14 protein-coding genes are annotated in these 14,790 nt (G+C 52.8%); 8 read left to right on the plus strand and 6 right to left on the minus strand.

The window, feature by feature from the left end; all coding sequences use genetic code 11:
- Positions 1–12: 12 nt before the first annotated feature.
- From V0288_RS08335 to V0288_RS08350, 4 genes are all read left to right on the plus strand, one after another.
- A complete protein-coding gene (locus V0288_RS08335) occupies positions 13–1,521 on the plus strand; it encodes an ABC1 kinase family protein (RefSeq protein ID WP_422661937.1) in 1,509 nt (502 codons plus the stop codon).
- A gap of 110 nt (positions 1,522–1,631) precedes the next feature.
- Positions 1,632–2,123, plus strand: a complete 492-nt coding sequence (locus tag V0288_RS08340) for a DUF29 domain-containing protein (RefSeq protein WP_332864618.1) — start codon at positions 1,632–1,634, stop codon at positions 2,121–2,123.
- Positions 2,124–2,235: 112 nt separating this feature from the next.
- Positions 2,236–3,531 carry a glutamate-5-semialdehyde dehydrogenase gene (locus V0288_RS08345; RefSeq protein ID WP_332864619.1) on the plus strand — a complete coding sequence of 432 codons (1,296 nt, stop codon included), beginning with the start codon at positions 2,236–2,238 and terminating at the stop codon, positions 3,529–3,531.
- 50 nt (positions 3,532–3,581) lie between these two features.
- Entirely contained in the window at positions 3,582–5,039 is a 1,458-nt protein-coding gene (locus tag V0288_RS08350; RefSeq protein WP_332864620.1) for a DNA phosphorothioation system restriction enzyme, read from the plus strand.
- On the opposite strand, the gene V0288_RS08355 is transcribed toward V0288_RS08350, so the two are convergent.
- From V0288_RS08355 to V0288_RS08380, 6 genes are all read right to left on the minus strand, one after another.
- On the minus strand, positions 5,036–5,746 hold the full coding sequence (locus V0288_RS08355; protein ID WP_332864621.1) for a hypothetical protein: 711 nt from the start codon (positions 5,744–5,746) through the stop codon (positions 5,036–5,038). The genes V0288_RS08350 and V0288_RS08355 overlap by 4 nt on opposite strands.
- On the minus strand, positions 5,733–6,050 hold the full coding sequence (locus tag V0288_RS08360) for a hypothetical protein (RefSeq protein WP_332864622.1): 318 nt from the start codon (positions 6,048–6,050) through the stop codon (positions 5,733–5,735). Before V0288_RS08360 ends, V0288_RS08355 begins: the two co-directional genes overlap by 14 nt.
- Positions 6,040–7,485, minus strand: a complete 1,446-nt coding sequence (locus V0288_RS08365; RefSeq protein WP_332864623.1) for a transglycosylase SLT domain-containing protein — start codon at positions 7,483–7,485, stop codon at positions 6,040–6,042. Before V0288_RS08365 ends, V0288_RS08360 begins: the two co-directional genes overlap by 11 nt.
- On the minus strand, positions 7,482–8,603 hold the full coding sequence (locus V0288_RS08370; protein WP_332864624.1) for a hypothetical protein: 1,122 nt from the start codon (positions 8,601–8,603) through the stop codon (positions 7,482–7,484). Before V0288_RS08370 ends, V0288_RS08365 begins: the two co-directional genes overlap by 4 nt.
- A gap of 539 nt (positions 8,604–9,142) precedes the next feature.
- Positions 9,143–10,285 carry a SpoIID/LytB domain-containing protein gene (locus V0288_RS08375; protein WP_332864625.1) on the minus strand — a complete coding sequence of 381 codons (1,143 nt, stop codon included), beginning with the start codon at positions 10,283–10,285 and terminating at the stop codon, positions 9,143–9,145.
- A 150-nt stretch (positions 10,286–10,435) separates the two neighbouring features.
- Positions 10,436–10,600, minus strand: coding sequence for a hypothetical protein (locus V0288_RS08380; RefSeq protein ID WP_332864626.1), 165 nt, complete (start codon positions 10,598–10,600; stop codon positions 10,436–10,438).
- On the opposite strand from V0288_RS08380, the gene V0288_RS08385 reads away from it, so the two are divergent.
- From V0288_RS08385 to V0288_RS08400, 4 genes are all read left to right on the plus strand, one after another.
- Positions 10,599–11,396, plus strand: a complete 798-nt coding sequence (locus tag V0288_RS08385; RefSeq protein WP_332864627.1) for an ABC transporter ATP-binding protein — start codon at positions 10,599–10,601, stop codon at positions 11,394–11,396. The two genes, V0288_RS08380 and V0288_RS08385, sit on opposite strands and share 2 nt — an antisense overlap.
- Positions 11,397–11,562: 166 nt before the next feature.
- On the plus strand, positions 11,563–12,681 hold the full coding sequence (locus V0288_RS08390) for a fatty acid desaturase family protein (RefSeq protein ID WP_332864628.1): 1,119 nt from the start codon (positions 11,563–11,565) through the stop codon (positions 12,679–12,681).
- A gap of 164 nt (positions 12,682–12,845) precedes the next feature.
- The gene (locus V0288_RS08395; RefSeq protein WP_332864629.1) at positions 12,846–13,856 is read left to right on the plus strand and encodes an ABC transporter substrate-binding protein; all 1,011 of its coding nucleotides are present in this window, start codon (positions 12,846–12,848) and stop codon (positions 13,854–13,856) included.
- Between the two features lie 11 nt (positions 13,857–13,867).
- Positions 13,868–14,626, plus strand: coding sequence for an MBL fold metallo-hydrolase (locus tag V0288_RS08400; RefSeq protein WP_332864630.1), 759 nt, complete (start codon positions 13,868–13,870; stop codon positions 14,624–14,626).
- Positions 14,627–14,790 lie beyond the last annotated feature (164 nt).

A 14,790-nucleotide genomic window follows, 5' to 3' on the forward strand; every position in this document is an offset into this window, starting at 1 on the left:
GATTACTCAATTATGAACTGGCACACTCTTCTTGATTCGTGCAGGAGGTCTATTAAGATCGGGCAGTCGCTTTCCACGCGCGCGGATCTGATCCCGATCGAGTATATCGAGCGGTTAACGCACCTTCAGGATCGGGTTCCGGAGTTCGAGGGAATCGAGGCGATCGCGGTGATCGAGACGGAATTGGGACGGTCGATCGATACGTTATTCGAGAGTTTCGAGATCGCCCCGCTCGCGTCCGCGAGTTTGGGACAGGTGCATCGCGCGCGCTTGTTTAGCGGGGAGGAAGTGGTCGTCAAGGTACAGCGACCGAATTTAGAACGGTTACTCAATCTCGATTTTGAACTTCTGCTCCGGATGTCGCGTTGGTTGAATCTGATCCCCGGAGTTCGCAAGTATAAATTGGAGGAACTGTATCAGGAATTTTTCGAGCTACTTTTTCAAGAGATCGATTATATTCACGAGGGCAAAAACGCCGATCGCTTTCGCGAGAATTTTAAAAATTATCCTCAAGTGAAAGTTCCCCTCGTTTACTGGCAGTACACGACGCGAAAGGTGTTAACCCTAGAATACGCGCCGGGGATTAAGGTAGACGATCGGGAGAGTTTACTGGCGAACGGCGTTAATGTGGATGGCGTGATTCAATTGGGAATCTGTTCCTATCTTAAACAACTTTTGCAGGACGGTTTCTTTCAATCCGATCCCCATCCGGGGAATATGGCGGTTAGCGATCGGGGGGAATTAATTTTCTACGATTTCGGGACGATGTTCGAGGTCAAATCCGTCGCGAAGGAACAGATGATCGAGACTTTTTTCGCCGTGTTACGCAAGGATACGGATACGGTGATTAATACGTTAATGTATATGGGATTGATCGAACCGGTGAAGGATATGAAACCGATCCGGGATATCGTTCAATTCCTGTTAGACGAGTTTCGCGATAAACCGATCGATGTGCGAGCTTTCGAGAGAATTAGCGATCGGGTTTACGATATGTTCAAACAACAACCGTTTCGTTTACCCGCGCAGATGACCTTTATTATTAAATCGGTAACAACGCTCGACGGCATCGCCCGATCGCTCGACCCGCGGTATAATTTACTGGCGGCCAGTCAACCGTTCGTGAAAAGTTTAGCGGTTTCGGGAGGCACGACCAACACGATGATCGCCCTAGCCAATCAAGCGCGGAATTTCCTACAACAACAATGGAAAAGAGAAGGTAGGAACGAACGTTTAGTCCGACAGTTGGAGGAGAAAATCGAGAGCGGAAATCTGTCTTTTCCCGTTCGATCGCGCGAGAGTGAACGCATTTTACAACGAATTTATCTAGCGATTAAAGTATTAATTAACGCTTGTTTGACGGGATTTAGTATTCTCGCGGCGATCGCTTTACTTTCTACCGTGTATCACTCTCTCGCGATCGTGCCGTTCGGGTTAGCCGGTTTATTCGGTTTATTTTTCCTGCGTTCCTCGATCGTTTTACTGATCCGCGAACGGGTCGATCGGATGGCGGAACGGTAACCGGAAATATTGAGAGTATATAAGTAGTCGTGAAAAATAAGTTTCCTGGTCGAGACAGGCAATAGAAAAGAGAGTTATCAAAATGTGTGATTAATGTTGTCGAGGTACTTATGACGGAGAGAATCGCGTTATCCACGAAAAGTTTATACGATCGAGATTTCGTTCTCTGGACGGAAAAAACGTCGGAACAGTTACGCCGGAAAGCTTTTGCCGATCTGGATCTCGAAAATTTAATCGAGGAAGTCGAGAGTACGGGAAGAAGCGAGAGACAAGCGGTAGAAAGTTTATTAACCGTTCTAATCGAATACCTACTCAAGTTAACGTATTGGACATCGGAACGGGAAAGAAACGCCCGTCATTGGCTCGTGGAAATCGCGAACTTTCGAGTACAATTGGAAAAACGGATGAAAACCACCCCGCTCGAAAATCACGCGCGAGACTCGTTCGATCCCGCTTACTCGGATGCGAGAAAATCGATAATTCTGGCGAGAATTGTCGATAAAAACTCGATTCCCGAAGAACCTTTTTTCGCGCTCGAACAGGTACTAGATGGGAACTGGTTTCCCGTTTCGATCGATCGATTCCTCGAAAATCGCGATTAGAATCGATGATTACCGCGGGATAACTTCCCCGCGAAGATCGTCAGGTAAACCTCATCGAGCGCTGGCCACGCGGGGGAAATGATACCCTAGAGAAATCGATCGATCTATTGCTATGGTAACGACATCCCTCTCCCTTCCCGATCTCGCCCGTCGCGTCCGTCAAGCCAGCCGCCAACTCGCCACCCTGTCCACGGAGGCTAGAAACGAGGCGATCGAGGCGATCGCGACCGCTTTAGCGGACAATTCCTCGGAAATTCTCGCGGCCAATATCGCGGACTTCCAAACCGCCAAAGCGCAACAGTTACCCGCGGCTTTGTGTTCTCGCTTAGAGTTGAGTCCGAGTAAGTTGAAAGGGGCGATCGCCGGGGTACGGGATGTGGCGAAATTGCCCGATCCGTTGGGAAAAATTCAGATCCATCGAGAATTAGATAGCGGATTAATCCTCAAGCGGATAAGTTCCCCGCTAGGCGTTTTAGGAGTTATTTTCGAGGCGCGCCCCGACGCGTTGATCCAGATTACCAGTCTGGCGATCAAATCGGGAAACGGCGTGATTCTCAAGGGTGGAAAGGAAGCGACGCGCTCTTGTCAAGCGTTAGTTACGATTATTCATAAAGCGCTGGAAAACACGAAAGTCCATCCCGACGCGGTGCGGTTATTAACGACGCGGGAAGAAATTCAGGAGTTATTAAAACTCGACGAGTACGTGGATTTAATTATCCCCCGAGGCTCGAACGAATTCGTTCGCTATATCCAGAATAATACGCGGATTCCCGTTCTCGGTCACGCCGATGGAATCTGTCATCTCTACGTGGATAGAGACGCGGATATCGAGAAAGCGATCGAGATTACCGTGGACGCGAAAACCCAGTATCCCGCCGCTTGTAACGCGATCGAAACCCTGTTGGTTCATCGGGAAATCGCCCCGGAATTTCTCCCCCGCGTCGCTTTGAAGTTACGGGAAAAAGGGGTTAAATTACTGGGAGACGGGGAAACCTGTCGGATGATCGAGGTCGAACCCGCGACGGAAAACGATTGGCGGACGGAATACAGCGATTTAATTCTCTCGATCAAGATTGTCGGGAGTTTAGAGGAAGCGATCGAACATATTAATACTTACGGTTCGCGACACACGGAAGCGATTATTACCGAGAATGATTCGACCGCGGAAAGTTTCCTCGATCGAGTCGATGCCGCCGGGGTTTTTCGCAACTGTTCCACGCGTTTCGCGGACGGTTTCCGCTACGGTTTCGGCGCGGAAGTGGGCATCAGTACCGGGAAACTTCCCCCGCGCGGCCCGGTGGGTTTAGAGGGATTGGTAACGTATAAATATCGGTTAATCGGGGACGGTCACATCGTCGCCAGTTATTCCGGGGAAAACGCGCGATCGTTCACCCATCGGGATTTGTAGGTAGCTAAAAATCCTCTATAATCTTTCCATAATTTCTCGATAACGAATCTATGGATCGGGTTCTCGATATTGATTGGGAACGACTGGCGCGGGATTTCCAGAAATCGGCGAGGGGGAAAAAAGTCGCCGAAGCGCGGGGGATCTATCGCCTTCCACCGGACGGAAAACCGCGAATTCCCGCCGATCTCGAACTGCGCGACTATCAGAATACGGCGATCGTCGGTTGGTTTCGCGCGCGCGGCCGGGGTACGTTGAAAATGGCGACCGGTAGCGGGAAAACGATCGCCGCCCTCGCCATCACTACCGAACTCTACGAAGCGATCGATCTACAAGCGGTTATCGTCCTCTGTCCCTATCGCCATCTCGTCAACCAATGGGGTCGCGAGTGCGAGAAATTTAACCTACAACCGATTCTCGCGTTTGAAAACGTTCGATCGTGGCAGAATGAACTATCGACCGGTCTGTATAACCTGCGTTCCGGCCGCCAAGCGTTCCTAACGGTATTAACCACCAATTCCACGTTTATCACCGAGGGATTTCAATCACAGATCCAATTTTTCCCCGAAAAAACTTTAATAATCGGCGACGAGGTGCATAATCTCGGTTCCCCGCGTTTAGAAGAATTATTACCCCGCGGTATCGGTTTACGTCTCGGACTGTCCGCGACGCCGGAAAGATACTTTGACGAGGAAGGAACCGACGCGATTCTCGACTATTTCGGCCGGGTATTGCAACCGGAATTCACCCTCGCGGACGCGATCGCGAAAGGCGCGCTGGTCAATTATCTCTATTACCCGATTTTCGTGGAATTAACCGAAGCGGAGGCGTTAACCTATGCCAAACTCACCCAGCGTATCGGTTGGGCTTTGGGGAAAAATGACGGTTTTCTCGGCTCGGAGACGGTGACATCGCTATTGATGCGGAGGGCGCGATTGGTGGGTTCCGCGACGAATAAATTGTCGGCCCTGCGGGAGTTGATGCGCGACCGATTGGATACGGCGCGCACGCTGTTTTATTGCGGCGATGGCTACGTGGAGGGGGAAACCTCCCGCTATCGCCGTCAGGTGAACGCGGTGACGCATCTGTTGGGGACGGAATTGGGCTATCGGGTGACGGCTTACACCGCGGATACTCCCCTGGAAGAACGCGAGCGGATTCGGGAACAGTTCGATCGAGGTGTCCTTCAAGGAATTGTAGCGATCCGTTGCCTCGATGAAGGGGTGGACATTCCCTCGATCGAGACGGCCGTGATCCTCGCCAGTAGCGGTAATCCCCGGCAGTTTATCCAGCGTCGCGGTCGGATCTTGCGACCCCATCCGGGCAAGGATAAGGCGACCCTTTTCGATTCGATCGTCATCCCCCCGAAGTTAGATCGCGAGACGTGGGAAGTGGAACGGAATTTACTCCGCAAAGAATTGAGGCGTTTTCTGGAATTCGCCGGACTCGCCCTTAACGCGAGCGAGGCGACCGGGCGATTACTGGAGATCCAGGAGGGTTTCGGCATCTAGGCAGGGGCGGAATCGCCGTACAGGTATTTCCGGACTTCTTCCTGTAGCGATCGCACCTTGTCCGAGGTGAGCGATTGACTCAATCTATCCACCTTTCGCAGTTGCTCGGTCAGGGTCGGGGCCGACAGACCGAGAAAGCGATCGAGAGAGTCGATATCGAGTAAAAAAAGAGCGTCCACGATATCGGCGGGAAGGACGGAGAGGGAACGCAGGAAAGCGCGATTTCGCAAACGTTCGATCTCGGTCTTCAAGCCCATCGCGTATAAACCCTGTCGGCCGGACGCGTGATTCGTCACCCGCAGAACATCGTCCACGGTGAAAATCCGGCGCGAGTTGAGCAGTTGGATCTCTTCGGGCGAGAGACAGTTCAGTGTCTCTAAAGATTGTTCGGCGATCGTCGGGAGCGGTTCATGCGTTCCCAAAACCGGTTTAAATCGCAGGCGTAACCTGCCCACCCGCGATTTCGGGAGAGTATCCCCATCGATCACCGTGACCATTAACTGGCCGATGTCATCTACCCGCATAGAGACGGGAATATTCAGTTCCATCTCATCGAGGACGAACGCGCCCAGGGTACTCGGATAGCGAGACAGTTCCCTCTGTAAACTCGCCACCGAATCGGCGACGCTCTCGCCGAGTTCCTTCAGCACCACTTCCGTCGAACCGTATCCGTAAGATGCCTCGACCATATCCTTAGCTGTTTCCATTCTCTCCATCTTCCCTCGCCGGGGGCGCGTAACGGAAGGTCAAGCGAAGTCGCGCGAGATCGCGGGACGCGGGCGCGAGAGATAACCGCGTCGTTTCGGCGTGGGTTTGTTTGGGCCGGACGCGATAGCTCGCGGCCAGACTACAACCGAAACGCGACCACCGGAAGGCCGAAGGGGGAATCCCCTCCTCGTCCGCGACGATCGCCCGCTCCTCCGCGTGTCGATCGAGGGCGAACTGCGCGTCTACCAGATCGCGAGCGAGACCGGCCGCTATATCCCCGAGCGCGAGCCAATTATTTGCCATCTTCCGACCAATGAGGGCGATCTTTGTGGGGCGGATCGAAGTGAACCACTCCGTAGGTTTTGCCGACCTCGATCAGGTCGGGATTCGTTCCATCCTTGGGATTGGAAGTAATTACCCGCGGTCTGCCGTCCGCCGTTCGGATTTCCAGATTCCCCGTCCAGGAGACATTCATATCGATCGCCCGACGGAGAATATGGCGCGATTTGAGCGAGGGCGCGACCTCTAGATTCTGCATCCCGTACCCGTTCACCATCTCCCGAGCCGCTGAGCGCGATTTCTCCGGTGTATCGTGAGACCAGACGATATTGACTCCCTCCCGCGACGGCACCTCTTCGGGTTTACAAATTCCCTTATGGATCTTCCAACACCAGTGCATTAGATAGGCGCGTTCGGGGGGACGGTAGGTAGCGTTAATTTTTACCTCGGCCCCCGCGTCCCGTAGGGCCGCCAGAAAACGCTTGACCTTGTTGGCGAAGGTGACTTCCAGATCCTCCACGCTCCGACTGGTAGGGAAGAGATTCACCCAGGACGCACCGCTGAGAGCGGTTGTAGTTGTCTCGCTGGAGGAGCGGGTCCCGGAGGTAGAACCTCGGGACGGGGCGGTAGATCCGGACGGCGCGGGGGTCGGCTCGCTACTCGGCGGGGGGGTATTGGTGCGGGGACGGGGGGGCGTTTCCCCTAACAATCCGTCGATACCGACCGCCGGGGCTGTGGGATGTTGACCGAGGACGAACACCGCGTCGTTAAAGAATTTGACGAAGCGATCGAGGTGAGCGCCGGTGCCGATGGGATACTGACGCAGTTTCCACCGGTTTTCCCGGCCCGTGTTGCGGTACAGGTCGCCAGCGTTATAGGCCGCCGCCACCAGGGGAGGATCGAGACGGGTTTTTCTGGCCTGTTTGGCGATGTAGGCCGTCCCGGCGAGGATCGAGTTTTTCGGTCTCGTTAACCACGATCGATCGAGAGAGAGTTGTAGGGTTTCCCGAGCCGTCGAGATCAGCGTTTGCATCAGGCCCGCGCTGATTTTATGCGGGGTCTTCTCGTCGGATTGATAGCCCGGCTCCTCCCGTACCGCGTCGGGTTTTCCCCCCGATTCGGTGCAGATGGTGGCGAGAATTAAAGCGCAGGGAACCCGGTACTGACGGGCGACCTCGTTGATCTCCGTCGCGTACCGTTCCCAGATCCGGGTGACGGTCACGGGTTGTCCCTTGGTACGCTCGATCCCGCTCCCCTCGATCTCCACCCCCCCGGCGACCAACCGCCAGCGCGTCCCGTCCGGAAAGCCGTGAAAGTCCGTCAGGCGATCGGAATTCGAGGGGCCGGAGGGGGATGCGGACGCGGCGCGGTCTTCCGACTTGGTACGCTTGGGAGGGTCGGAGAGGAGCGATTCGAGACTATCCTTGAAGTCGCGAAAGTCCGTGAGTCGAAGCGTCATAGCGTTACCACGATCATCTGAGAAACCAGACCGAAGCGAACGCGAACGGTGGCATTGATAAAAGTATCTTTGTTAAAGGCCGCTCCCTCCCGTTTGATGAGGATATTACACTCGCCCGCTTCCGTATCGGTACTGAGAGTGGTAACGGTTCCGGGATAGTTCAGGATCGGCGGATCGACCGTGACATCTAACTTGATAGCCTTGTGCGGTGAACCGTCTGTTTTTTTCAAGATCGCCCGAACCGTGATCTGGCGACCGATCACGGGTGCTGGAGCGTCTCCTGTCTTCGGACCCAAGAGATCCTCCCGATCGCCGACGGATAGCGACAACGAGGGGCCTTTTTGGAGGATAAAAGGTCTGGGTAAGTCCACCTCTCGCGGTTCTAGGGTCGCTTCTAGGTGTAAATTCCCGGCGGCAGAATCTTGGGAAGAAGAGATCCCCACGTTCGTTTCCGAGGAACCGATATTAAAATTCGTCCCCGCCGAGGCCCCGAAACCCGTCTTCCCGAAACTAGCGGAGGCATTCAGTCCGAAGTTAGCGGATTTGGATTGAATATTCACCCCGTTGGCCGAATTAAACTCCTGCACTTTCATGTCCGCCTCGAGATAGACGCGAGACCATTTATAGGCGGTGGGCATCAGGTAGTTAATCAGGGGTAATTTTTGGACGTAAACGTTGCCCTGGCTCATCTGCCCGTTTTTATCATCGATGACCTGCTCGAAGACGGCGATGACATCGATTTGAGTCTCGGAGAGTTTCTGGGCGGTCGCGACTAGCGTTTCGTCTAATTTTTTCTGGGCTTCGGCTACCGCGAGACCGATCGCGGAAACGAAGGAACCGAGAGCCGGCCCCCCTCGGGTCAGTTCATCGGTGACATCGGCGGAACTGGCGGTAACGGGTTGGGAGGATAGGGAGGCGGTGGTCAGCCCTTGTTGTTCCATTTGTTGAATCCCCGCGAGCGCCATTCTCTGACTCTCTTGGACGGCGGCGATCACTTCTCCGGGGGACAGGGTTTCGGTGTCATCGCTAGGAGGGGTATCGATAATCGGGGCGGATTCCACGACGGGATCGGATTCTGCGGGTTTGGCTTTTCTTTTCGATTCGGAAGGTTCTGTCATGGGTTTGTGCCAAAGAAGTAAAGAAGGGACGGCAAAAATTCGGGAAGGTTAGGGACGAGAGACCGATCGAACTTGTCGGGTAGGTCGATCGTCGCGGGTACTACTATCGAAGCGATACGACCCGAGAATTTATCTAAAAGGCTAGTTTAAGCGAGCTTATATCCTGATACGAACTTGTTTAATAGATTTTTAAACTTTTTTATGTTTCTTTAGCTGTACCGGACTTCCCGCGCCCGTGAAAATCGAAAGTCAGAATCAACTCGAAGGCTATTTTTTCAGGAATATTCAAAAAAAACGATTCTTTAGGTTTTTACACCTCTTTATCCCTCCTGACTCGGTGGCTTCTGTCCCGACGAGAGATTTTGGGTTTTTGTCGGGGGAGAGGGGGAACGGGAACTATTCGATCGAGAGTTCCCTCTAGAGATCTAGCCCCCGGTTTTCGCGTCGAGATCTAGCCCCGCGCGATCGATAGAGACATACAGATCCGAGCGCTATCCTGGCGACGGATAGCCCATCAGAAATTCCCGCGTCGGGAATGCCTAGCGATCGCCCAGCGCGGTTAGTTGGGCGTTTTGATAGTAGTGGGTGAGAATGCGATCGTAGGTTTGACCTTGGGAGGCGAGTCCGAAAGCGCCCCACTGACTCAACCCGATGCCGTGGCCATAACCGCGACCGTCGATCTCGAAAGTATTATTACTCTCGGAAACGGTGAATAGGGTACTGCGGAGATCGAGAACCTGTCGCAGTTGGTCATCGGATACCAGTTTAGAACCCCGATCGCCCACCACGCGGAGTTTAATAATCCGTCCGAGGGGGGTTACGCGCTGGGGAACGAGCGATCGAACCCGCCCCACGCCACCGAGTAAACGTCCTAACTCGCTCGCGGTAAAGGTTTTCGACCACTGGAACACCGGCGCTACCTGATCGTAATCCACCACGCCGCGCAGGTAGGGAAGGGAAGAATTCCACACGTCCTCGACATTTTCCGTGTGACCGCCGGAAGAGGAGTGAAAAACGGCGAGAATCGCTTTGCCGTTGTAGGTCATGATCTGTCCCTCGGTGGAGTTTACCGCGTCGTGGGTGGTGGTGAACTCGGTTTCCATGCCCTTATACACTTGGGTTCGGGTGGTGGTATCGAGGTCGTAGAAACGATTTCCCGAGGTATTGCTCTTATAAATCGCGTAGGTACGGGCGGCCACGGCTTGAGTTTTTAACGCTTCCAGCGGCCAGGAAGGGATCGCTTCCGCGCCGACGACGCTATAGAGATATTGTTCGAGATCGATCAGGTTGATCGCCGTTACCCCGGAACCCATGCGGAGAAGGCGAGTCCGTCCCCGGTACCAGCGATCGTTAATCCAGACGACCCCATCATCTTTCGGTTCGATAATTAATTGGGACGCGGAAAATCGATCGACTCCCACCCCTTTCCCTCTAACGGAAGCGTCGGTCGCGTTCATCGCCCCGAGTTCGCCTAACACCCTTCCCGAGCCGTCTTTTACTACCGCGTCGGTGGAACTACCGACGGAAATCGCGCCGGCGTTTTTCGAGATGGCGATTCTCAGTTCTACGGCGGCCTGTACGGGGGCGAACATCAACATCCAGAAGACGAGGATTAGCCAGCTACCGCTCGGCATACGACGACAGAGATAGCCAAGGAAACTTGGTTTCGATCGAGTATTCATCGCGTACTATCGCTCCTCACACGAACAAATCAATAATCAATTCTACCCGCGCCCGGTCGGTTTCGCCACGGGAGAAATTTTAAAAAATTCGATCGGGAGCGGGAGAGGGGGCGTTTCGGGTCGGCTCGGGAAGAATCGCCCGAAAAACCGTTATTTTTCGCCCGATCGATCGAATTCCCGCGAGAACTCGATCGGGTGACATTCGATACAGATCGGCGAACTTCGATCGGTTACACTTCCCCTCTGTTCTATACCCGGCGGTTCTATTTCCCGCGCCCCGATCTCGCTACACACGCCCCGCCCCTCGGAAACCATGCAATCCTCGATCGATCCGACTTCTCCCCCGCGCGCCAAACTAGAGGGGAAAAATATCAACAAGAGTTATCCCGTCAAGGGAAAACCCGCCTCCGTCATCCTACAAGACATTAATTTCCAAATTTTCCCGCGGGAATTTATCTGTCTGGTGGGCGCTTCCGGTTCGGGAAAATCCACGTTATTAAATATAATCGCCGGGCTTTTGCCGCCTAGTTCCGGCCGGGTGTTTGTAGACGGTCAATGTGTCACCGGACGGCCGGGTTCCGATCGGGGGATGGTATTTCAGGGATACACTCTCTATCCGTGGTTAACCGTCGCGGGAAATGTCGCTTTCGGTTTGCAATTTCAAAATTTGAGCGCGTCGGAAAAACGCGAGCGCGTTCATTATTTTCTCAACGTGGTCGGTCTCTCGGGGCGCGCCAATAGTTACCCGAAACAGCTATCCGGGGGGATGAAACAACGGGTAGCGATCGCCCGCGCCCTCGCCAACGAACCGGCCGTTCTTTTAATGGATGAACCCTTCGGCGCGCTGGACGCGCAAACGAAGGAACAAATGCAGGAATTTTTATTAGAACTTTGGGAAAAAACTCACGTAACGATTTTAATGATCACCCACGATGTCGAGGAGGCGATCTATCTGGCGCGACGGGTGTACGTGTTGGGCGCGAATCCCGGACGGATCGAGGCGGAAATCTCTATTCCCCTCCCCGAACATCGCGAACTGGAGATTAAACTTTCCCCCGAGTTTATCGACATCAAGCGTCAGGTTCTCCACGGTCTGCGGGAGGGATATTAGGGGAAAGAATGCCTCGCGATCGTCTTGGAAATCATCGATCGAGTTCGGGGAGTTAGCGGATCGATCGAGGCGATGAACGTATACACGGTCAAACCGAACGGTTATAGATTTCTAACATACTTTCCTAACGATCTCTCTCGATGATAATATGGTTTCGGTGAAATTTATGGCAAATTTCAACATGGTCAACAATCTTCAACCCTTGATCCAGAAATACGCCCATCAACGGCTCGATCGATGGAATATTTTAGGGATTCTATATATCGTTTTCACTTACCTATCGGGAATCCTACTTTTCTTTTCTAGCGATCTTCTCGTGAATTTTTTCGGCGTTATCTTGCTAACTCACTCGCTGATTCTATCCGCCTACATGACCCACGAATTTATTCACAATACCGTTTTTAAAAATAAAACGGCGAATCAAATATTCAGTAACCTAATGTTATGGATCAACGGGAGTTGTTATTTCGGTTTTTCGGAATTACAGAAACTCCATATCGCGCACCATCGGGATAAAGTGGATATCTCTCCCTTCAACTCGGCGGAATTTCTCGATCGAACCCCTTTTAAACCCGTAATCTTAGCCCTAGAGTGGTTCCATTTTCCCTCGATCGCCCTCTGGTTACGCGGGCGGCAGATCTTTCTCCCCTTCTTTCGAGAAGATCTTCAACAAGCGAGAGTTAGCGTTTTTACTTTTTTAGCGATCAGGGTAACATTGTTTTCCATTCTCGCCTATTTTTCAATCAAAGCCCTATTCCTTTACTTTATCAGTTTTATCGGGATGGTCATCGTCCTGCAATTTATGGACGCTTTCCAACATACCTACGAAGTGATCTCGACGGAACAAAGCCCGGAAACGATCGCGACGATCGTTCGATCGAGAGATTCGATCTACGAACAGGAAAATACATTTTCCACGCTCCTATCGAGACGTTTTTGGTTGTTGAATCTATTACTTCTCAATTTCGGTTATCACAACGCCCATCACGCGATCATGAACTGTCCCTGGTATAATCTACGACGATTGGACGAGGAGTTATACCCGCGAGAGAGCGCGTATCATTTTACCTTTTTCCCTTTGTTAAAAAACTATCATCGCTTTAGAATTCGCCGTCTTTTCGAGGGACAGGGAAAAGCGATCGAGTCCGACCGACAAACCCTAGAACAATTTTACGGGGCGATCGGCGTTTCCTTTCTCGTCCCCGTCGGGAAATTAGCGAACTGGCAGGAAGTCGGAGAAGGCAGGAGGCAGGAGGCAGGAGGTAGGTTTTTGGAGAGAGGTTAGACTTCCCCAAAAAACTTTGTTCCCTAGCTTGTAACCCGTTGGTTTCCGTCAAAATCTAGATAGATATTGTCTCTTTTTTCCTTTTTCTCGATCGATCCGGTAAAATTCCCGTTAATCGCATCGAGAAAAAACCATAGATCGTTTCCCTAACCCTATCGATTTCCATGTTCAAATTACCTTCTTGGCTTCGCTGGCTGTTTCTCGCACTCGTTTCCCTTTCCGTAACCATCGCCTGTAATCAACAACCGAATGCCACCGCGCCGAACGCGAATTCCTCCCCCTCCGCGCCCCTCGTTTCCGCGACGAATAACTGGGTGGGCTATTCCGGGCATCACGTCGCCGTCGGCAAAGATTTTTTCAAAGAAGCGGGATTAGCCGTTCAAGATCTCTTTTTCCAGAGCGCGACCGAGGAAATGACCGCTTTTCTCGCCAATAAAGTCGATGTCGCCTGGCTAACCTCCGGGGATGCCGTCCAGTTAATCGCGAAAGATCCCACGGTAAAAATCATCTATCTAGTGGATTATTCCAACGGTTCCGACGGCATTCTCGGCCGCGATATTAACTCCCCGAAGGACGCGAAGGGAAAAACCGTCGCCCGCGAGAATGTTCTTTTCGAGAAAATTCTCTTGCAAGCCTATCTCGATAAAGCCGGACTCACGGAAAAAGACGTGACGGTAAAAGATCTATCCGCGGCCGATTCCGCCGCCGCTTTCGCCGCGAAACAGGTGGATATCGCCGTTACCTACGAACCCTACCTGACAAAAGCGGCCGCGCAGGGAGGGGGGAAAGTGATTTTCTCCACCAAGGACACGAATTTAATCGCCGACGTGATCGCGGTGCGTGACAGCCTGATCCAGAACCGTTCCGCCGATTTACAAGCGTATCTGAAAGCGACGGATAAAGCGGTTAAACTACTCAATACTGGAGACGCGGAAGCGCTCAAGATCGCGGGCGCGAGACTGGGAGTGAGCGCGGACGAGGTAAAAACGCAGTTACAAGGGGTAAAATTATTCGATCTGGACGAAAATAAGACGATCGCTTTCAATCCGAAAGATTCCAACAGTCTGATCGGCAATCTCGAATTAACCGCCAAGGGCGCTTACGAATACAAGCTCGTCCCGCAACCCCTGAAAGTGGAAACGCTGTACGATGATTCGGTAGTGAAAGCGAGCTAGGGGGAGAAATCGTGAGTAAAACTGTCTGTGACCACTGGTTTTCTACTTCCCGTATCGAGGACGGTCTGTACCTGATCACCGAACCCCATTACTATTGGTACAATCGCGCGAATCTCTGGTTGATCAAGGGACGCGACCGGGATTTACTGCTCGATACGGGGTTAGGGGTAGCCAGTTTACGACAGCATATCGCCTCGCTGATCGATAAACCGTTACTGGCGATCGCCTCCCACGTCCATTTCGATCACGCGGGAGGAATGCACGAGTTCGACGATCGGGCCATTCACGCCGCCGAAGCGGACGCGCTCGCTAGGGGGGACGATTACGAGGCGCTGTGTTCGCCGGAACAGGGGTGGATGCACGAGGATCACTTTCACCAGTTACCGTTCGCGGGATTCTCGATCGAATCCTACACCCTGCGCGGGGCGACTCCCACGAGGATCTTACAGGAAGGGGACGTGTTAGATCTCGGCGATCGGGCCCTGGAAGTTCTCCATCTACCCGGACACTCTCCCGGCTGTATCGCGCTCTACGAACCGCGTTCGCGTTCCCTCTTCTCCGGCGACGTGATTTACGACGGGGAATTGCTCGATGAACTCCATTGCAGTCATATTCCCACCTATATCGCCAGTTACGAGCGATTGCAAACACTCCCCGTGGATACCGTGTATCCCGGACATTATTCGGGATTCGGACGGGAAAAATACCATCAGATCCTACAAGAATATCTCGATCGACGGCGAAAACCCGGCTGTCCGTCCGAATTGTAAGGCAGGAGGCAGGAGGCAGGAGGAAGATTACAGCATAAGCTATCTAAAATTCGGAGAAAAAAGCGATCTATCTAATTAGACGCTCGATTATCAAGTTTTTAGATCGTAAAAACCGATCGACACGAGAAGTCCCGTACCCCCCATTTTTCCAAGCGCTAAGGACA

This window comes from Pannus brasiliensis CCIBt3594 (assembly GCF_036688125.1).
In the GTDB taxonomy this organism is placed as follows: Bacteria; Cyanobacteriota; Cyanobacteriia; order Cyanobacteriales; family Microcystaceae; genus Pannus; species Pannus brasiliensis.